Annotated in this window: 20 protein-coding genes, 1 pseudogene and 1 riboswitch; of the genes and pseudogenes, 7 read left to right on the forward strand and 14 right to left on the reverse strand. The window is 63.1% G+C overall.

Annotated elements, in window-relative coordinates; genetic code table 11:
- Positions 1-13 precede the first annotated feature (13 nt).
- The 5 genes from APH34_RS19570 to APH34_RS19590 form a co-directional block, all read right to left on the reverse strand.
- Positions 14-211 (reverse strand): hypothetical protein, encoded by a 198-nt coding sequence (locus APH34_RS19570; RefSeq protein ID WP_054902543.1) that lies wholly within the window; start codon positions 209-211, stop codon positions 14-16.
- 60 nt (positions 212-271) lie between these two features.
- Positions 272-454: a general stress protein gene (locus APH34_RS19575; protein WP_054902544.1), complete on the reverse strand. Its 183-nt coding sequence runs from the start codon at positions 452-454 to the stop codon at positions 272-274.
- A gap of 156 nt (positions 455-610) precedes the next feature.
- Positions 611-1,894, reverse strand: coding sequence for an NTP/NDP exchange transporter (locus tag APH34_RS19580; RefSeq protein WP_054902545.1), 1,284 nt, complete (start codon positions 1,892-1,894; stop codon positions 611-613).
- Between the two features lie 4 nt (positions 1,895-1,898).
- Entirely contained in the window at positions 1,899-2,807 is a 909-nt protein-coding gene (locus APH34_RS19585) for an aldo/keto reductase (protein WP_054902546.1), read from the reverse strand.
- Between the two features lie 89 nt (positions 2,808-2,896).
- The gene (locus tag APH34_RS19590; protein ID WP_054902547.1) at positions 2,897-3,778 is read right to left on the reverse strand and encodes a Dyp-type peroxidase; all 882 of its coding nucleotides are present in this window, start codon (positions 3,776-3,778) and stop codon (positions 2,897-2,899) included.
- A 194-nt stretch (positions 3,779-3,972) separates the two neighbouring features.
- On the opposite strand from APH34_RS19590, the gene APH34_RS19595 reads away from it, so the two are divergent.
- Positions 3,973-4,872 (forward strand): bile acid:sodium symporter family protein, encoded by a 900-nt coding sequence (locus APH34_RS19595; RefSeq protein WP_054902548.1) that lies wholly within the window; start codon positions 3,973-3,975, stop codon positions 4,870-4,872.
- A gap of 5 nt (positions 4,873-4,877) precedes the next feature.
- On the opposite strand, the gene APH34_RS19600 is transcribed toward APH34_RS19595, so the two are convergent.
- Positions 4,878-5,345: a sterol desaturase family protein gene (locus tag APH34_RS19600; protein ID WP_054902582.1), complete on the reverse strand. Its 468-nt coding sequence runs from the start codon at positions 5,343-5,345 to the stop codon at positions 4,878-4,880.
- Between the two features lie 407 nt (positions 5,346-5,752).
- Here APH34_RS19600 and APH34_RS19605 point away from each other — a divergent pair, with 407 nt between their 5' ends.
- Both APH34_RS19605 and APH34_RS19610 read left to right on the forward strand, forming a co-directional pair.
- Positions 5,753-6,466 (forward strand): MgtC/SapB family protein, encoded by a 714-nt coding sequence (locus APH34_RS19605; protein WP_054902549.1) that lies wholly within the window; start codon positions 5,753-5,755, stop codon positions 6,464-6,466.
- Between the two features lie 10 nt (positions 6,467-6,476).
- A complete protein-coding gene (locus tag APH34_RS19610) occupies positions 6,477-6,983 on the forward strand; it encodes a GNAT family N-acetyltransferase (RefSeq protein ID WP_054902550.1) in 507 nt (168 codons plus the stop codon).
- Between the two features lie 23 nt (positions 6,984-7,006).
- Here APH34_RS19610 and xth read toward each other — a convergent pair whose 3' ends face one another.
- Entirely contained in the window at positions 7,007-7,801 is a 795-nt protein-coding gene (gene xth / locus APH34_RS19615) for an exodeoxyribonuclease III (RefSeq protein WP_054902551.1), read from the reverse strand.
- Positions 7,798-8,040 (reverse strand): hypothetical protein, encoded by a 243-nt coding sequence (locus APH34_RS19620; RefSeq protein WP_054902552.1) that lies wholly within the window; start codon positions 8,038-8,040, stop codon positions 7,798-7,800. The genes xth and APH34_RS19620 overlap by 4 nt, the downstream gene beginning before the upstream one ends.
- Positions 8,041-8,209: 169 nt before the next feature.
- Here APH34_RS19620 and APH34_RS19625 point away from each other — a divergent pair, with 169 nt between their 5' ends.
- Positions 8,210-8,710 (forward strand): DUF4142 domain-containing protein, encoded by a 501-nt coding sequence (locus APH34_RS19625; RefSeq protein ID WP_054902553.1) that lies wholly within the window; start codon positions 8,210-8,212, stop codon positions 8,708-8,710.
- A 23-nt stretch (positions 8,711-8,733) separates the two neighbouring features.
- Positions 8,734-9,009, forward strand: a complete 276-nt coding sequence (locus APH34_RS19630; protein ID WP_054902554.1) for a hypothetical protein — start codon at positions 8,734-8,736, stop codon at positions 9,007-9,009.
- Positions 9,010-9,075: 66 nt separating this feature from the next.
- Here the strand turns inward: APH34_RS19630 and APH34_RS29595 are convergent, their stop codons facing one another.
- From APH34_RS29595 to APH34_RS19645, 4 genes are all read right to left on the reverse strand, one after another.
- Positions 9,076-9,249: a DUF6021 family protein gene (locus tag APH34_RS29595; protein WP_176513941.1), complete on the reverse strand. Its 174-nt coding sequence runs from the start codon at positions 9,247-9,249 to the stop codon at positions 9,076-9,078.
- 57 nt (positions 9,250-9,306) lie between these two features.
- Positions 9,307-10,290: a DNA-binding protein gene (locus APH34_RS19635; protein WP_054902555.1), complete on the reverse strand. Its 984-nt coding sequence runs from the start codon at positions 10,288-10,290 to the stop codon at positions 9,307-9,309.
- Positions 10,291-10,644: 354 nt separating this feature from the next.
- Positions 10,645-11,310, reverse strand: a complete 666-nt coding sequence (tenA, locus tag APH34_RS19640; RefSeq protein ID WP_082422843.1) for a thiaminase II — start codon at positions 11,308-11,310, stop codon at positions 10,645-10,647.
- Positions 11,307-11,954 (reverse strand): TenA family protein, encoded by a 648-nt coding sequence (locus APH34_RS19645; RefSeq protein WP_054902557.1) that lies wholly within the window; start codon positions 11,952-11,954, stop codon positions 11,307-11,309. Before APH34_RS19645 ends, tenA begins: the two co-directional genes overlap by 4 nt.
- A gap of 79 nt (positions 11,955-12,033) precedes the next feature.
- A riboswitch (TPP riboswitch) is annotated at positions 12,034-12,148 on the reverse strand.
- Positions 12,149-12,287: 139 nt separating this feature from the next.
- Here APH34_RS19645 and APH34_RS19650 point away from each other — a divergent pair.
- Both APH34_RS19650 and APH34_RS19655 read left to right on the forward strand, forming a co-directional pair.
- On the forward strand, positions 12,288-14,603 hold the full coding sequence (locus APH34_RS19650) for a bifunctional diguanylate cyclase/phosphodiesterase (protein WP_054902558.1): 2,316 nt from the start codon (positions 12,288-12,290) through the stop codon (positions 14,601-14,603).
- A gap of 98 nt (positions 14,604-14,701) precedes the next feature.
- Positions 14,702-15,652, forward strand: a complete 951-nt coding sequence (locus APH34_RS19655; protein WP_054902559.1) for a site-specific integrase — start codon at positions 14,702-14,704, stop codon at positions 15,650-15,652.
- Here APH34_RS19655 and APH34_RS29995 read toward each other — a convergent pair.
- Together APH34_RS29995 and APH34_RS30000 are read right to left on the reverse strand one after the other, a co-directional pair.
- The gene (locus tag APH34_RS29995; protein WP_371263314.1) at positions 15,642-16,751 is read right to left on the reverse strand and encodes an SMP-30/gluconolactonase/LRE family protein; all 1,110 of its coding nucleotides are present in this window, start codon (positions 16,749-16,751) and stop codon (positions 15,642-15,644) included. The two genes, APH34_RS19655 and APH34_RS29995, sit on opposite strands and share 11 nt — an antisense overlap.
- Positions 16,734-17,366 (reverse strand): annotated as a pseudogene (locus tag APH34_RS30000) (SDR family NAD(P)-dependent oxidoreductase); the annotation flags it as partial. The gene APH34_RS29995 and the pseudogene APH34_RS30000, both read right to left, overlap by 18 nt.
- Positions 17,367-17,487 lie beyond the last annotated feature (121 nt).

The following is a 17,487-nucleotide window of genomic DNA, read 5'->3' on the forward strand; positions in this document are numbered from 1 at the left end:
ACTCCTCGTGCACTCATTGGCTTTGATTGGCCCGGGGCATAGGCTCAGGGTCCGGTGCAGGCTGGGGAGCCGGCTTGTCGTCGGGTTGCTGCATTTGTAACGAAGGCTTGCTTTGGTCGGCATCCTTGGCCGGATGATCGCTGTCACGGTCGAAACAACCGCCCAACAACGTCAGGCTGCCGAGCAAGGGCAAAAGGCTGATCAGGCGCATGGGTGTTCCTCTCGGTCAGTAAAGCGCCGTGCCGGGTCGCCCCTGCACGGCGCGCGTCACTTACGAACGGCCGCCTTTGCGGCTCGTGTCGCTGGTATGGCCGCCACCGGACTGCTGGCCGCCTTTACGTCCGGCTTCCGAAGCCTTCTCGCGGTCATTGGCGAAATTCCCTGGGTTCTTGGTACCGCCCTGGCTGCCTTGGCCGCCCTGACTGCCGGTACTGCCCTTCTCTTTCTTGTCCATGGTGCGAAACCTCATGTGACTTAGGGGATGCACGACGAATCTGCCGTACATAGGTTCGGAGTTCGGCGATATCGGGGGATTCGTTTTATTGCGAAGCGTTCGGACCGGCGGCATTAAATAAGCGGCCAATGTGTATTTGGTGCGCCAATGGACGGGTCATCGGTCGCGGCCGGTATCCAAGCGTTGCTGGCGAAGCCCCAGCCAGCCACCGGTCAAGCCCCACGCCAGGGCAAGCGCGGCGCCTGTCAGCATGGCCAGCTGCGGGTGTTCGACAAGCATGTCCAGGCCGCGCTTGACCCAACCGCTCAAGGCGTCGCCACCCCGGTAGACCACGGTGTCAATGAAGTTCTTGGCTTTGTACTTGGCCTCGGCTGGCAGGACTGTGAACAGCATTTCCCGCCCCGGCCGCACCAAGGCGTACTCGCCTGCGCGGCGCACCACCATCACCACCAAGAACACCGCAAACACCGGGCTCAGGGCCAGCCAGACAAACCCGGCGGCCATTACCAGCGGCACCGCCACCAGCAAAATGCCGACGCCCAACCGCCTGGCCAGCCGGCCAGTGAGAAACACCTGGGTGACAATGGCCAGTGCTTGCACCACGGTGTCGATCAGGCCGAACACCTGGGTCTGTCGGGTACGGTCAGTGAACGTTTCGCTGATGATCCGCGCCTGTTCGAAATACAGGAACGTGCTGACGCTGGCCAACAGCACCACGAACAGGGCAATACCCAGCAGGTAGGACGAGCGCAGCACCGCGGTGGCGCCGGCGAACGGGTTGCCGCCCAGCGGCCGAGAAGCGGGTTGCTCGCCCACGTCAGGCAATGGGTGGCGATCACGCCAGCGCTGCAGGTACCCTGCCGCGCCAACGCTGCCCAGCAGCAACAGCGCGGCCAGCAGCACAAGCCCGGCATGCCCCAGCGGAGCGACCAACAGGGTGCCGAGAATCGGCCCGCTCAGGCCGCCCAGGCTAGCGCCGGCTGCCAGCAGGCCAAACAGGCGCTTGCCCTGGGCGGTGGAAAACAGATCGGTGAGCACGCTCCAGGCCAGCGAGATGGCCAGCAGGTTGAACACAGACAGCCAAATGTAAAAGGCTCGCGCCTGCCATACACCGTCCGGGTCGCTGGCAAACACCACGGCAAACAGCACCAGGTTGGCAATGAAGAACCCGTAGGTCCACGGCAGGATATGCCGACGGCGCACGGTCGATGCCAGCCAGCCGAACAGCGGCAAGCAGGCCAGGGTGGCGATGAAGGTGCCGGTGAACAGCCATTGCAGGTTATCGACGCCACCGGCAACGCCCATGGTTTCGCGCACCGGGCGTAGCATGAAATAACCGGTGAACAGCAGGTAGAACAGTGCCAACCCGGCAGCCACCGCCGGGCCTTCGCCAGGCTGGATGTTCAGTCCTTGGTCCAGCCGCTTGCGCCAACGGGCCATGGGCTCAGGCGAACTGCTCGATCAGCGCCTGTTGCTGCGCCTGGCTGAGCAAGGGCCCGTGCCCGGCCTTCAGTTGGTCGAGCTGGCGCTCGGGCCGCCCGGTCGCCGGGATGACCGTGGTCACCGCCGGGTGGCTGATGGCGAATTTGAGAAACAGCTGCGCCCAGCTGCCGATGCCTGCTTCTGCCGCCCAGGCAGGCAGGGGCTGGTCCTTGACCCTGGCGAACAGGCGGCCATCGTCGAAGGCACGGTTGATCAGTACCGCGACCCCTTTGCTCTGGCACAGCGGCAGCAGCTCGCGCGCGGCGTGCGGCGCGTTGACCGAATAGTTGATCTGGATGAAGTCCAGCGGTTCGCGGCGCACGATGCTCGCCACTTCGTCGTGCCCGCTGTTCAGGTAATGCGTGATGCCGACATAGCGCGTCTTGCCCTGCTGCTTGAGCTCGCGGGCATACGGCAGTTGGGTCTGCCAGTCACGCAGGTTGTGGATCTGCAGCAGGTCGACCCTGTCGGTGCGCAAGCGCTTGAGGCTATCGGCCCATTGCGCCTGAGCAGCGGCCCGGCTGTCGGCGGCGATCTTGGTGGCGAGGAAGCATTGACGGTGCCAGCCGCCTTCTTCCAGCAGTTGACCAAGGATGCTGTCGGCCCCGCCATAGTTAGGCGAAGTGTCAATAACGTTGCCGCCGCCGTCGAAAAAGGCCTTGAGCACCACGTTGAGCTGCTGGTATTCGGCAGACCCCGCCTGGACCTCGAAACTGCCGGAGGTACCGGCACCGATCACGGGTAAGGCTTCACCGGTGGAGGGGACCGTACGGGTCAACAGCCCGCCGGCACTGGCTGCGTGCAGCCAGGGGCTGCAGGCCAGCAGCCCCAACGCGGCACTGGCGCGTAGGACATCGCGACGTGCATACATGGCAAAGCTCCCGTCATGAGTCGGAAACTTCCAAGGCTAGCCGCTCTACCCCACCCACGCCGGTGAATCTGTGTCTGGATATTTAGTGATCAATCGTGCAGCAGCAGGCTAAGGTCCAGACCAGCCACGCCCATTGGCGGGCACCAGTAGTAACCACCGGTCAATGGACGGCTGAAGCGGTACAGGCCATCGATGATGCCGTCTTCCAGGCCGCTCATGCGTCGCAGCTGTACTTCGAAGGCATCGAAACTGTGGCCCAGCGCGACGAATGCCAGGCCGGCGCCGCGGCTGTCGGCCCAGGCCACCGAACGGCGCACCATGAATGCCTCTGGCGCGAAGCTCTCTTGGGCGGTGCGCTTGACGTGCGCCGACGCCGGCGCGTCATCGAGCTCTTCGTTGTCGCTCAGGCGACGGCCGATGATGTTGTCCTGATCTGCCTGGGGCAGTGACTTGAAATAGCTCAGGTCGTGTTTCCATAGCTGGAACGCGGCGAAACAGGAGCCCGCCAGGCCCGGCTGGCCATCGGCAACGATGGCGGCTTCGACGGCGTCCTGGTCCACTGGGTTTTCGGTGCCGTCCTCATAGCCCGTCAGGTCATGGCCGCCACGGTGCAGAAAACCGTCAACACTGTCGGCCAGGACCAACGCCGGAGCAACCAGCTGTTGCAGTGCATCGGACTGCAACAGCAGGTCGCCGCGTTCGTTGCCACGCAGCCACAGCCACAGCGCGTGCTGGGTGCTCGGGTTCTCCACCACCGCGTCCAGCTGGGGGAAGGCACGCAGGCCTTGCACCTGCCGGCCCAGCGCCTTGACCAAAGGGGCGCCGAAGCCTGCGATCAGGCGCTGGCCATCCACGTGTGGCAGCAGTGCGTCCAGTACGGCGGGCAGCGCTTCAGGCGACTGCAGGGTGAAGAACAGGTGGCGGGCATGGGCCGGCACCGGGGTGGCAAGCAGACCTTGCTGGAACGGCATGACAGGCTAATCCTTGGCAAAAGCGCGAATGCTACTGCGCGCAGCGCGCCATCGCAACGCGGCATGCAGGCGCTGCGTACACAACGCCGTGACCTGCCGCGGTAACAAAAGGTTACCAAGTGCTGGCGCAATGCAATTAGCTACCCGTTGAACCATGCCTAGACTGCTTTGATCCTTCGCCCGAGTAGCCGCCAATGACCGCCTCGCCTCTACTGACTGCCTTCCTTCCCCTGGCCCTGGGCATCATCATGCTGGGCCTGGGGCTGTCGCTGACCCTGGCCGACTTCGCCCGCGTGGTGAAGTACCCCAAGCCCGTACTTGTCGGGCTGGCCTGCCAGATCCTGCTGCTGCCGTTCATTTGCTTCCTGATCGCCAACGGCTTTGGCCTGGAGTCGGCCCTGGCGGTCGGCCTGATGCTGCTGGCCGCTTCGCCAGGCGGCACCACCGCCAACCTGTTCAGCCACCTGGCCCACGGTGATGTGGCGCTGAACATCACGCTCACCGCAGTCAACTCGTTGATCGCGATCCTGACCATGCCGTTGTTGGTGAACCTGTCGCTGAGCTGGTTCATGGCGTCGGACCAGGCCATCCCGCTGCAATTTGCCAAGGTCATGCAAGTGTTCGCCATCGTCCTGCTGCCGGTCGCCCTGGGCATGCTGATACGTCACTGGGCGCCCGGTTTTGCCGCACGCATGGAGAAACCCATGAAACTGGTGGCGGCGCTGTTCCTGGCGTTCACCATTGTTCTGGCCCTGGCCAAAGACTGGCAGACCGTGGTCGAGTACGCACCGGTGGTTGGGCTGGCGGCGCTGCTGTTCAACCTGATAAGCCTGACGTTGGGTTACTGGGTGCCGCGGCTGCTTAGCATCCCCAAGCGCCAGGCAATTGCGATCGGCATGGAAATCGGCATCCACAACGGCACTTTGGCGATCGCGCTGGCGTTGAGCCCTTCGCTGTTGAACAACGCCACCATGGCGGTGCCTGCGGCGCTGTACAGCCTGATCATGTTCTTCACGGCGGCTGGGTTTGGCTGGTGGGTCAGCCGTGGGCACACTGGCGCTGCAACACAAGGCGATGGCGAACCCGTGAATTGATACCCTCAGCAGCGCCCGCGCCGGCGTTGCAACTGGCGCTTGAGCACCTTCAGCGGTGGTGCATAGAAAAAGCCGAACGACACGCTGCCCGTGCGCCCCTTCACCGCGTGGTGCAGGCGGTGGGCACGGTGCAGGCGCTTGAGGTAGCGGCTGACTGGCCGTGGCTTGCGCGGCCAGTGCCGATGAAAGAAGCCATCGTGGGCCAGCACATACAGCAGGCCGTAGCCGGCCACTCCGCCGCCGACCCACTGTAGCGGCGCATGGCCGGCCTTGCCCAGTGCCACCAACGCTGCGGCGATCAGGCCCAGGGCCACCAGGTACAGGTCGTTGGTCTCGAGCATGCCCAGGTGCGGTTCATGGTGCGAACGGTGCAGCCACCAGCCCCAGCCATGCATGATGTACTTGTGCGCCAGCGTGCCGACGCCTTCCATGGCCACCAGGGTGCCGAGCAGCACGAGGAAATTGAACAGCATGTAACGGTCCGGGGGATAGCAGAGGGTCGCGCAAGGGTACCGATTGCCGGCGTTTTTTTCCATGGAGTGCCGACGGCTGTAGCGCATTTCCTTATGAAGCCATTGTCATGTTTTTACCCTTGACCCTGCGCAACCAGCGGCGTAAGGTCCACCCGCAATTTCGCATCCCTGAACAGGAGTCCTGCTTTGGACAGTAGCCCCAGTCGCGTGCGACAGGCCCACTCGGCGAGCTAGTCCGGCAGTTTCCTGCCACTGTCTCGCCATTGGCTAGACAGTGGAACGCTCCAGCCCATGCGGCTGAACCTTCCTCTTCCCCTACCCTTCGTGGTCCTGCGCATTTCTGGTTATTCAACCACGCCAGCGGTTATGGCGTTCTGGCGGGCCTGTGCCCGCGCAAGAGGTTTGCTATGGATTGGAAAGTCTTTCTGCTGCGTGTCAGCATTGCCCTGCTGCTTGGCGCCCTGATCGGGGCCGAGCGCCAACTGCGCCAGCGCCTGACCGGGCTGCGCACCAATGCGCTGGTCAGCACCGGCGCCTGCCTGTTCGTGCTGATGACCCAAGCGGTGCCTGGCATGGCCCCTAACGATGCGTCGCGGGTGGCCGCCTATGTGGTCTCGGGCATTGGTTTTCTGGGCGGCGGCGTGATCATGCGCGATGGGTTCAATGTCAGGGGCCTGAACACCGCCGCCACGCTCTGGTGCACCGCGGCAGTTGGCGTGCTGTGCAGCCTGGGTTTGCTGCTGGAGGCCGCGCTGGGCAGTTTGGTGGTGCTCTGCGCCAATATCCTGCTGCGTGATATCGCCCAGCGTCTGGATCGCCAGGACGTGTTGCCGGCCAGCGAAGTCGAGCAGCGTTTCGAGGTGCGCATCGTCTGCCGTGCCGAGGATGAAATCCAGGTGCGCAGCCTGATGCTGCACAGCCTGGGCGACCCCGAGCTGCGCCTGCAGTCATTGCACAGCGAGGACCTGCCCAACCCGGCGCGCCTGGAAGTGCGTGCTGAGCTGCTGGGCAACCCACAGGCGCCCGCGCAACTGGAGCGACTGGTCAGCCGGGTGAGCCTGGAAAAAGGCGTCAGCTCGGTGCGCTGGCAGTTGCAAGCACAAGTATTGGCAGCCGATTAAGGAGCGCGCGATGGTTATACGTACTACTCGTCCCGGTGATATCGCTCATCTGGCCGGTGTCGAACGGTCCGCCGCACAGGCATTTGCCCGGGTAGCCGACCTGGCATGGCTGGCCGATGGCGACGTGCTTGACTCAGCGGCGCACCGTGGGTTCATGCTGGCCGAATGCAGCTGGGTCGCCGAGGATGCCCAGGGGCAGGTGCTGGGCTTCCTCTGTGCCAGCATGGAGGTACACGCGCTACACGTTCATGAGCTTTCGGTGCGTCTGGAGGCCCAAGGGCAAGGGGTCGGCAGGCGGCTGTTGGATCACGCCGCCTACGTGGCGCGGCGTCGGGGCTTTGAGCAACTGACCCTGACCACATTCGCTGAGGTGCCGTGGAATGCGCCTTTTTATGCACGCTATGGGTTCGAACGTATTGAGGAGCAGCACCTGAGCCCCCGTTTGCGCAGCATTCTGGCCAGCGAGGCGGCTCATGGTCTGGCCGGCAGATGCGCCATGCGCTTGCGCGTGGAATAACCCTTTGGATGCAGCGCTACCACTCAGCGCTGCTTGCGCGTACCCAGCTCGATCCACACCGGTGCATGGTCGCTGGCCTTGGCTTCATTACGAACCCAGGCATCCACTCCGGCGGCCTTGAGGTAGGGCGCAAGCTCAGGGTTGAGCAACAGATGATCGATGCGCAGCCCGGCATTGCGTGCCCAGTGATTGCGAAAATAGTCCCAGAAGGTATAGACGCGCGCGTCAGGATGCAGATGGCGAATGGCGTCGGTCCAGCCCTGCTCCAACAAAGCCTGGTAACACTGACGCGATTCTGGTTGCAGCAATGCATCCTTTTGCCAGGAGCGAGGGTTATAGATGTCGAAGTCGGTAGGCACGACGTTGAAGTCACCCGCCAGCACCGTTGGATGACCGCTGCCCTGCAGGCTGCGCGCATGGGCGAGTAGGCGCTCGAACCAGCGCAGCTTGTAATCGAATTTAGGGCCCGGTTGCGGGTTGCCGTTGGGCAGGTACAGACAGCCTACCAGCAAGCCGTGAACTGCCGCTTCCAGATAACGGCTCTGGCTGTCGTCTTCCATGCCCGGCAGGCCTCGGCGCACTTCCAGGGGCTGGCTATCCCTGGCCAGGATGGCGACACCGTTCCACGCGGGCTGACCGTGGTGCAAGCAGCCATACCCGGCGGCTTCAATAGCCTCCCGAGGAAACTGCTGGTCCGCGGCTTTGAGTTCCTGCAGGCAGGCAATGTCGGGCTTTTCCCGGTCCAGCCAGGCCAGCAGTGCCGGCAGCCGGCTGCGGATGCCATTGATGTTGAAGGTGGCGATGCGCAGGGCTTTCATGCGTCCGGGTCATCCACGTGGGCCTGTACGGCGTCGGGCAATGCACCCAGTTGCGCCTCATCGGCGAGCGCCTTGAGCGCCACCCAGTCATCCCATTCGATCGCGCCGTCATTGAGCAGCGCTTCGGCGGTATGGACCAGCCCTTCGTAGTAGGCATCGGGCGACTCAAGCCGATAACTGTCATCGTCGTATTGGGCATACCAGGCCTCAAGCTCAGGAATACTGCGTTCGATGCTCATGGCGCTACTCCTTTGCAAACCTTTGAATGTGTGAGCCTGTGCGCTGCGCATCGTTCCACGTGATCGTGCGACGTACGCCTGGGTGCAAAAAAAATTAAACCTATGGCCGCAGAGCGGGCTCAACCGTAAGCGACAAACGAGGTCGCGCCACGGTAGCAAGGAGAGAGACATGAGCAATCTGTTGATCAAACGCGTGGGCTTGTCAATGGTGCTGGGCATGGCGTCCTGGCAAGTGATGGCCGCCACTTCCGATGACTTTGTCGATGCCGCCACCGAGGCAGGCATTGCCGAGGTCGTTACCGGCAACCTGGCACTGGAAAAGAGCCAGAACGCCGAAATCAAGACCTTCGCCCAGCAGATGGTGACCGACCATACCAAGGCTAACCAGAAGCTCGGCGACATTGCCCGCAAGCTGGATATCAAGGTGCCGGACGATGCAGCGCTGACCGACAAGGTCAAAAAAATGATCTTGCAATGGCGTGACGAGTCGTTCGACAAGTCGTATGTCAACAACCAGGTCGATGCCCATGAAAAGGCGGTGGAACTGTTCAAGAAGGAAGCGGCTTCGTCCGACAAGCCCGAGCTGAAAGCTTTCGCCAGTGACACCTTGCCTACCCTGGAACACCATCTGGAACAGGCCAAGGCGCTTCAGGCCAAACACGGCAAATAATCGACCCATTGCACGAGGCTCTCATGACTAACGATGCACTGCGTAGCGAAATCCTCACCCGCCTGCTCCACGCTCATCCCCATGGGTTGGGCAAGGAAGTACTGGACAACTACCGCGGCGAAAAGGCGGTGGCAGGCATGCTCAAGACCTTGCAGGAACATGGCCTGATCCAGGACGGCAGTGTGGCGGTGGACGAGGAACACCAACTGAGCTTGAGCTACCCGATCAAATTGTCGGCAGCCGGCGTGGACGCCGCCAAGCAGGCGGACGGTGCACAGACAGACCGTTCACAGACGTAGGCGCACCCTAAGCGCAAACCAGGTAGCAGCGGGGTTGCCCGCTGCCGCCGGTATCGATGAAGAAGGCTACTTGTGCTTCTTCTCCTCATCCCTTGGCGCTATCGCTGGCCCTGTAGGGTCTACTTGCGGGTCGTCAAGGTCTGGTGAGTCCGGGTCAAAACCCAGCTCGTGGTTCTTGCTGGCTTTATCGGAGGAATGCGGGCCCTGCCCTTTTTCCGGCTGCTGGGTTGGCTTGGTCATGTAACAGTCTCCCTTGGGTGTCTTAGGAAGAGTGTGAATGCCGCTCGAAGTTTGATTTTATTTGCCGGCTGCCAACTGCTGCCGACAGTCCTTAAGTGCTTCATCCCGCTTGACCAGCTCACCCTGCAGAAACTGCAATTGCCTGCCCTGCTCCGCACAGATACCCCGTTTGTCTTCCAGGTGCTGCTCCTGCACCTGCAATTGCCGGCGCATTTCTTCGCTGGCGCCCTGTGCCTGCGCCAGGATCGTACGCAAACCCTGGATCTGCGCGTCCCGCTGCTCCAGCAACTCATCCAGCGCCTTGCGTTCACTGCAGGCCTGTCGATGTTCACCGAGCAAGCGCTCGTTGTCGCGGTGCAGGCGGGTCAGTTCGTCCTGTTTGACGATCATGCCTTGCTGCAACTGGCGCAACTCCACCTGCAGCTGCTGCAGCTGGGCTTCATGCCGGCGCTGGTCTTGCTCGCGTTGTTCGCGGCTGGCGCTTCGGTAGTGCTCAAGGGCATCCCGGGCGTGGCGGTGCTTGTCTTCCAGTGAGCGCACCTGCTCGTCCTTGTCGGCCAGGCGCACCTGCAACTCCCCAAGTGATTGATTCAGGCTGGCGCTGCGCAGTTGTTCGGCCTGCAACGTGCTCTGGGTGGCTACCAGGCGCTCCGATTCGGCAGCGAGTGCTGCGGCCTGTATCTGCAGTTGCTGGTGTGCGGTGGCCAATGCCTGCTGGGCCAGGTGCAACTGCGCCTCGAGCTGTTCGCGCTGTTCGTTGAAAGCCGCTTGCGCCTGCTCGACGCGGGCATCCGCCTCCTCCTGAAGCTGGTCTGCCAACTGCCCCACCAGCTTGCCCAGCGTGTCGCTCAGTGCTGGGGCACCCTGCAGCGCGGCAGGTTTGTGCTCCTCAAGCTCCTTGAGGTAACGATGGATAGTGGTTTTGGAGCCGGTGTTGCCCAGTTCGATACGTACAGCATCGATGCTCGGGTACTCACCCCGAGCGATCAATACCTGCCGTGCCTGCTGCACTACCGCTTTGTTAATACCGCCCCGGGCCATGAATGCTCCTACGATTTCGTATCATGGTACGTACCATGTATTTACATGGGAATTCTCACCCTCCTCGCACGGAAATTCAAGCACTTACTAAGGTTTAATAATCACGGCTTATCGCATGAGATAGCACGAATTCTGGGTGTGGGAGGTGGCTGCCGTAGGAGCAGTACACAAAGCACCCGGCCAGGGTGCGGCGGCGCAAATAGGCGCAGGCAGGTGGGGATGGATTGAAGGGGGAGCAGGTCGGCGCCGGGCGGCGCGACCTTATAGTGCGGGGCTAAAGCGGGCAGTGAATGGGTACCGCGTGGTACCCATTTACTGTTGAGGCTGTAAAGCGCCAGGCAGCGCGTAAGCGCATCAACCTTGGCTGTCGAGGCCCATTTGCCAGAAGTCGGCCTCCAACCGCGATGCCTGGCCAAAGATCGCGGCCAGCTCGATGAAGCGCTGCTCAGTCATGCTGCGCGCCGCCAGGTCATCGAGGTGCTTGCGTGCCGACGCCGCCACGTCCTGGTAGGCCTCACCGGCATACTCCCCGATCCATTCGCGGTAAGGATGGTCACTCAGGTCACCGATCCGCTCGGCCAGCACGCGCCCGATTTCGGCGTAGCCAATCACACACGGTGCCAAGGCTGCATGCAGCTCCAGCAGGTCGCCGGCGGCGCCGCAGTCGAGCACGTAGCGGGTGTAGGCCACCGTGGCCTGATGCTCCGGAGCGGCTGCGATATCGGCTTGCGACAGCCCCCAACGCGCGCAAAGCCGCAGGTGCAGCTCGGTCTCGTCGAGAATGGCTGCCAGGCCAGCCTGGGCGGCGCGGATATCTGCGGGGGTCCTGCTTTTATAGGCCGCCAGTGCCCAGGCGCGGGCGAACTGGATCAGGAACAGGTAGTCCTGAACCAGGTAGGTGCGGAAGGCCTCCTCGGCCAAGGTGCCCTCACCCATCTGCCGCACAAAATCGTGGTCGACATAGCGGGCCCACTGCGGCGCGGTTGCAGCTTTGAGGCGCTCGAAAATATCCATGCTCAGGCTTCCTCATCGTAAATGGCGTCGAAAAAGGCAAGCTCCAGCGCCACGGTACGTGAGTAGAAGTCGCTGCTCAGTGCTGCCTCCTGTGGCCCTACCCGGTCCAGTTCGGCCTGCAGGAAGGCAACGAATTCGGCAAATGCCGGGTTGTCGTGCAGGGTGATCCACTCGGCGTAGACGAAGTTGGCCGGCAGTGGTTTCGGCGCCTTGCTGGCCCAGTCCAGGTACAGCCCTTCTGCCACGTTCAGCACCGCCAGCGCGGCCGCATAGGACCGGGTAGCCGCCGCTTCGCGCATGATGGCCTTGAAGCCGGCAGTCGGCCCGCTGTCCGCGGGCTCGTTGCGTTGCGCGGGGCTGACGTCCAAGGCTTCGAACGCGCGCAGGAAATAGGTGTTTTCGTCGCTCGAGATCATGCCGGCGAAGCGACCGAAGCGCAGCCGAGCCTCAAAGGTGTCGGCGGTGGCGATCGCCGCACCGAGCAAGGTCAGGAAGCTGTCGATGAAGCGATGGTCCTGAACCAGGTAGCGGATCATGAACGGGTCGGCCACGCTGCCGTTGCAGAGCTCGGTGACGAAGCGATGGCCCACGGCAGCCGACCAGGTCGGTTCGCTCTGACGGCGCAGGATTTGGGTGAAACGTTCGGTCATGGTGCTGTCCTCCATTGAGGTGACAGCGAGACCGTTCGAGTGGGGCATGGAGCGGCCTCGCAGTGAGGCCGGCAAAAAGGCAGGTCGGCAGTCCCATCCCTTCGCCGGCATGATCCGGATCAGGTTCGAAGGGTCACCGCGCTGCAGTTGCCAGCGGTTTCTCAGCCCGTTGCCGGGCTCCCCTTGGTGGAGTGCAGGTATACAGCAGATCGACGGCCGTTGCCACTGGCCTGATCGACGCCCACAAGGCTAAAGGCACATCGCCACTAGTCATTATGCTGTCATCTTATTGTCGTATTTTTCCGCCTTCACCCCGGGTCGGGAATACCAGCAGTGATCCGCCGTTCTCTCTCGTCTACAGGCCTGTTGCGCCTGTTGATCCTGATGCTCTGCGCAGCCACCCTGACCTTTCTCTGGGGGCTGCATTTCGCCCAGAAGGCCGCCGCGCGCCAGGACGCGCTGTCCGCCAAGGCCGTTGAGCACCTGAACCTGGCCAGCATCGTTGCCCAGAGCCTGCGCCAACTGGTAGACCGCGCACAGGCCGTCGGCCGGGTGACCCAGGAGGATATGAAGGTGCTGCACCAGGGTAACCTCAGCCTCGCCCGGCTGCTGGCCGAGGACCCAGTGTTCAAGCGCATGGGCCTTTATGACCGGCACGGCCGCCTGCTTTCGGCCAGCCACGGCGACGAAGCCCCCGTGCTGCCAGCCCCCTGGCTGCAGCAATTGAACGTGCACGTCGCCCGCTATGGTTTCAAAGCGTTCCTGCCGCGTGTGGCCCCGTCCGACACACCAAACTGGCGACTGCCCTTCCTGCTGCCCTTGACCAGCCTGCCAAGCCGTGAAATCGACACCATCCTCCTCGTGCAGCTCGACATCGGCTACCTGGCGGTACTGTTCCAGCATATCGACCTGGGCACCACCGGGCTGATACGCCTGGTGCAGGACGACGGCCAGGAGCGGCTGCGCATCGACACCCATGGCGTGATCGGGGCCGGCGACAGCTTCGAGCCAGGCGTGCCCGGCTCAGGCGTCGAATCAGGGCAGCTCACGCAATATGCCTCTGGCGAGGCCTATCAGAGCCTGTACCGGCGTGTCGCCGAACGTGGCTTCAGCATTGTCGTCAGCCAACGCTACGATGAAATTCTGGCGCCCTCTGCCCTGGCCTACTCACGCCAGTTCTGGCTCAACCTGAGCATGACCTTGATGATCCTCGCCAGCCTGGCGTGGACGTTGCGGCTGCTGCGCAAGCGCCAGGAGGCGTTCAGCGCCCTGGAGCTTGCGCAGCAGGTCAATCAGCAACTGATCGGGCGCCTGGAGGACGAACACCGACGCAGCAGCCATGCCGCCGCCACCGATCACCTCAGCGGCTTGCACAACCGTCGTCAGTTCGTCGAGGTGGCGGGCACGGTGCTGACCCGGCAGCGCGGTAAACGCCGGCTGATGGCCATCTTGTTCATCGACATGGACCGCTTCAAGTCGATCAATGACTCGCTCGGGCACAAGATCGGCGATTTGCTGCTGCAGGCCGTGGCCGGGCGCATCCAGCGCCTGCTCGAGCCGGGCGACGAAGCCTCGCGCTTTGGTGGCGACGAATTCGTCGTGCTGCTGGCCGGCGAGCGCAGCGAAGAGCAAATCAATGCCTGGGTGCGCAACCTGGTGCAGAAGTTGTCGGCCACCTACGCGCTGGACGGCCAGGAGGTCAATACCAGCCCCAGTGTCGGCGTCAGCATCTGCCCGCGTGATGGCCAGGAAATCGACAGCCTGATCCGCTGCGCCGACGCGGCGATGTACTCGGCCAAGCAGGCCGGCCGTGCCCAGTATCGCTTCTTCGACCCGTCATTGAACCTTTCCGATATCCAGGCCTTTACCCTGGAGCAAGCCTTCGGCAACGCGTTGACCGAGCGCCAGTTCGTGCTGCATTACCAGCCGCAAATACGTTTGGATACCCAGCAGGTGCTGGGCTACGAAGCCTTGGTGCGCTGGGACCACCCGGAGTTCGGCCTGCTCTACCCTGACCGTTTCATCGACCTGGCCGAACGCAGCGGTTTTATCATCGACCTGGGCTGGGAAGTGTTGCGCCTGGCCTGCGAAGAGCTGGCTCGATGGGGCGCGCAGGGCCGGGAGAGCCGCCTGGCGGTGAATGTTTCTGCCCTGCAACTGCGCCAGGTCGACTTCAGCAACCGCTTGCTGGCCGAGCTGCAGGCCCATGGCATCGCCCCGCAGCGCCTGGAACTTGAAATCACCGAAACCACGATCCTCGACCCGGAGGGTACCGCGGTCGACCATCTGCACCGCCTGCGCGCGGCGGGCCTGGGTATCAGCCTGGACGATTTTGGCCGTGGCTATGCCGGCTTCGCCCATTTGCAGGCGCTGCCGCTGAGCAAGCTCAAGATCGATCGATCGCTGATTGCGCCACTGTCCAACAGCCATGACGACAGCCCGATTGTGTCTTCAACCATCATCCTGGCCAAGCGCCTGGGCCTGGAGGTGGTGGCCGAAGGTGTCGAAACCCGCGAGCAAGTGGTGTGCCTGAAGCTTGCCGGCTGCGATGTCGCCCAGGGCTACCACTTCAGCCGGCCCTTGTCGGCCGCGCAATTGCGTGACTACCCGCCGTTCAATGGCGCGGAGTTAAAGCCCTATATGCTGTGAGCAAAACGGGCGGCGTGAGCGAAGTCACCGGCCACAGGGCCGGGACAGACAAGCCAATAAGCATTATGGTGTGAGGATCAACCGCCACTCCACCGACCATGACCGACATCGAGCGCTACGTCCGCGCCGCCACCCGCGACAACACTCGGCGCAGTTACCAAGCGGCCATTGAGCATTTCGAGGCCCATTGGGGCGGCTTTCTGCCGGCCACGGCCGACAGCATTGCCCGCTATCTGGCCGACCATGCCGAACAGCACGCTGTCAGCACCCTGCGCCAGCGCTTGGCAGCCCTGAGCCAGTGGCACATCAGCCAGGGCTTCCCCGACCCGACCAAGGCCCCGTTGGTCCGCCAAGTACTGCGCGGCATCCGCACCTTGCACCCGACGCCCCCCAAACAGGCCGCGCCGCTGTTGCTGCAGCACCTGCAACGTGCGGCCGAATGCTTCGAGGAAGAGGCCCGACAGGCCCGTGAACACCACGACTTGCGGGCCTTGCGCCGCGCCCGGCGCGACGCCGCGCTGTTGCTGCTGGGGTTCTGGCGTGGCTTTCGCGGGGATGAACTGGCGCGCCTGCGCGTCGAGCATGTCCAGGCCGAAGCCGGTGTCGGCATCACCCTGTTCCTGCCGCGCAGCAAAGGTGACCGAGAAGCACTTGGCGTACAGCACTGCACCCCGGCGCTGAAGGCGCTGTGCCCGGTCACCGCCTACCTGCAGTGGATCGAAGTGGCTGGTATTGCCCATGGCCCGGTTTTCCGAAAGCTCGACCGCTGGGGCAACCTGAGTGATACACCGCTCAACAGCAACAGCCTGGTTGGCCTGCTGCGTCGCATGCTGGAGCGTGCCGAAGTGCCCGCGGCACTGTACACCGGCCACTCCCTGCGCCGCGGCTTCGCCACCTGGGCGACGGCCAACGGCTGGGAGCTGAAGTCGCTGATGAGTTACGTCGGTTGGAAGGATGCCAAATCGGCGCTGCGCTACATTGATGCGGGGCAGCGCTTTGGCGAACTGGCCGTATTACCGGCCAGCCAGGGGCAGGCGCTTATTCCTTGAAAGCGTGACGCGCAATACCGCCTACCTCCGGGCGTATCGCATAGAGGTCGCCGGCGTCCGGGTAGTGGCGCAGTTCCGCGGGTGACATGCCGACCCGTGCGGTGGTGATGAACAGCGTGCCCAAGCCGTCGCCACCGAAGCAGCAACTGGTCGGGCGCGGTACCGGCATCACCACCTGGTCGGTCAAGTGCCCGTCGCGGTCATAGCGCAACACACAGCTGCCATTGAACTGACACACCCACAGCCCACCTTCGCGATCCAGGGCAATACCGTCCGGGCGCCCCAGTTCGGCGGGCGTCTCAGCGAACAGTCTCACGTCCTCCAATCTGCCATCGGCCTGGTACTCGGCGCGGTAGATCGAACGGGCAACGGAGTCGACGAAGAATACGGTGTGCCCATCTTCCGACCAGGCAAGCCCATTGGGTAACGACATGCCGTCGTGAATCACTTCATCGTGCAGCTCGCCGTCGAAGCGGAACAGCGCGCCGGTCTTGCCGCTGGGCCCCTCGTCCATCAGGCCGGTGATGAACCGCCCCTGCGGATCGCAGGCCCCGTCATTGAATCGGTAGCTCGAGCGGTGGTGCACCGGTGCCGAGTACTGGCGCACCCGGCGTGGTTCTACATCAAGAATGGCTACGCTGGCATCTTCGGTGAAGATCAGGTTGCCCTGGTTGGTGAGCGCCAGGGCACCGATACGTGCGGCCGATTCGTATAGCATCTCCACTTCGCCGTCCGGCAGCAGCCGATGGATGCGGCCGCCCGTGATATCGACAAAGTACAGCGCGCCTGTGCGGGCATCCCAGACCGGGCTTTCGCCCAGGTCGGCGCGGGTGTTGGCGACCTTGATCGGCACGTAGTGACATTCCTTGATGCGGCTCCAGCGTTCGGCCACTTCGGCAAGGCTGGACGCCTCCACTCGAGCCAGGTCACGCGGGTAGCTGACCCCGCTGTTCTCGCTGAAGCGTGTGGCGGTGAACTGGCCATTGCTGGCCCGCAAGATATAGCCAGTGTCCCTGCACAGCGGGCTGGCCAGGTACAACACACCCGGCGTGACCCACTCGGGCTTGAGCTCTTCCGGAGGCTGGGTCACCCCCCACATCCGCGTCTTGGCCACCGGCGAGATCGCGTTGACCAGAATGCCGTGCTCCAGCCCTTCCATGCTCAGTGCGTTCATGATGCCAACCTGGGCCATCTTGCCCGCCGAATAGGCCACCAGGCCTGGCTGGGCATAGCGCTGGTACATGGCGCGGTCCGAGGTGGTCAGTACGATCCGGGGTGCTTCGGCCGCCTTGAGGTGCTTCCAGGCATGCTTGGCCAGCCACACCGGGGCGTGCACGCTGATGCCCAGCGCGCGCTCGAGGAACGCCTGCTCCTGGGTTTCGATGCCTTGGTAGTCGACCCAGCCGGCATTGTGGATCAGGATATCCAGCGCGCCGAACTGGGCGATGGCCAATTCCACCAACGCCCTGCATTCGTCTTCGTTTTCCAGGTGGCCAACGTGTGCGACCACGTCGAACCCCTTGGCTTTCATGGTTGCCAGGGCAACGCTGACGGCTGCCGGGTCCTGACCTTCCCCCGATCGGTCGGTGCCCAGGTCGCTGATGACCACCCGCGCACCTCGCGCCGCCAGGGCCATGGCGTAATCCAGGCCAAGCCCTTGGGCGGCACCGGTGACGATGGCGACTTTGTCTTTGAATGGGTCTGTACTTGGCATTGTGGGCCCTTCCGATTCTCCTTTTTTTACGATAACAATAAAAAAATCAATGACTTAATATTAAAAGCATGCAACTTTGATATCTCCGGGATATCACGTCCGACCCATCCCCCGCCGATTT

Source organism: Pseudomonas sp. NBRC 111131, from assembly GCF_001320525.1.
Taxonomy (GTDB): domain Bacteria; phylum Pseudomonadota; class Gammaproteobacteria; order Pseudomonadales; family Pseudomonadaceae; genus Aquipseudomonas; species Aquipseudomonas ceruminis.

Coding starts and splice junctions, on each gene's coding strand:
- APH34_RS19570 (WP_054902543.1), bottom strand. CDS start 211: ATGCGCCTGATCAGCCTTTTGCCCTTGCTCGGCAGCCTGACGTTGTTG.
- APH34_RS19575 (WP_054902544.1), bottom strand. CDS start 454: ATGGACAAGAAAGAGAAGGGCAGTACCGGCAGTCAGGGCGGCCAAGGC.
- APH34_RS19580 (WP_054902545.1), bottom strand. CDS start 1,894: ATGGCCCGTTGGCGCAAGCGGCTGGACCAAGGACTGAACATCCAGCCT.
- APH34_RS19585 (WP_054902546.1), bottom strand. CDS start 2,807: ATGTATGCACGTCGCGATGTCCTACGCGCCAGTGCCGCGTTGGGGCTG.
- APH34_RS19590 (WP_054902547.1), bottom strand. CDS start 3,778: ATGCCGTTCCAGCAAGGTCTGCTTGCCACCCCGGTGCCGGCCCATGCC.
- APH34_RS19595 (WP_054902548.1), top strand. CDS start 3,973: ATGACCGCCTCGCCTCTACTGACTGCCTTCCTTCCCCTGGCCCTGGGC.
- APH34_RS19600 (WP_054902582.1), bottom strand. CDS start 5,345: ATGCTGTTCAATTTCCTCGTGCTGCTCGGCACCCTGGTGGCCATGGAA.
- APH34_RS19605 (WP_054902549.1), top strand. CDS start 5,753: ATGGATTGGAAAGTCTTTCTGCTGCGTGTCAGCATTGCCCTGCTGCTT.
- APH34_RS19610 (WP_054902550.1), top strand. CDS start 6,477: ATGGTTATACGTACTACTCGTCCCGGTGATATCGCTCATCTGGCCGGT.
- xth (WP_054902551.1), bottom strand. CDS start 7,801: ATGAAAGCCCTGCGCATCGCCACCTTCAACATCAATGGCATCCGCAGC.
- APH34_RS19620 (WP_054902552.1), bottom strand. CDS start 8,040: ATGAGCATCGAACGCAGTATTCCTGAGCTTGAGGCCTGGTATGCCCAA.
- APH34_RS19625 (WP_054902553.1), top strand. CDS start 8,210: ATGAGCAATCTGTTGATCAAACGCGTGGGCTTGTCAATGGTGCTGGGC.
- APH34_RS19630 (WP_054902554.1), top strand. CDS start 8,734: ATGACTAACGATGCACTGCGTAGCGAAATCCTCACCCGCCTGCTCCAC.
- APH34_RS29595 (WP_176513941.1), bottom strand. CDS start 9,249: ATGACCAAGCCAACCCAGCAGCCGGAAAAAGGGCAGGGCCCGCATTCC.
- APH34_RS19635 (WP_054902555.1), bottom strand. CDS start 10,290: ATGGCCCGGGGCGGTATTAACAAAGCGGTAGTGCAGCAGGCACGGCAG.
- APH34_RS19645 (WP_054902557.1), bottom strand. CDS start 11,954: ATGACCGAACGTTTCACCCAAATCCTGCGCCGTCAGAGCGAACCGACC.
- APH34_RS19655 (WP_054902559.1), top strand. CDS start 14,702: ATGACCGACATCGAGCGCTACGTCCGCGCCGCCACCCGCGACAACACT.
- APH34_RS29995 (WP_371263314.1), bottom strand. CDS start 16,751: ATGTGGGGGGTGACCCAGCCTCCGGAAGAGCTCAAGCCCGAGTGGGTC.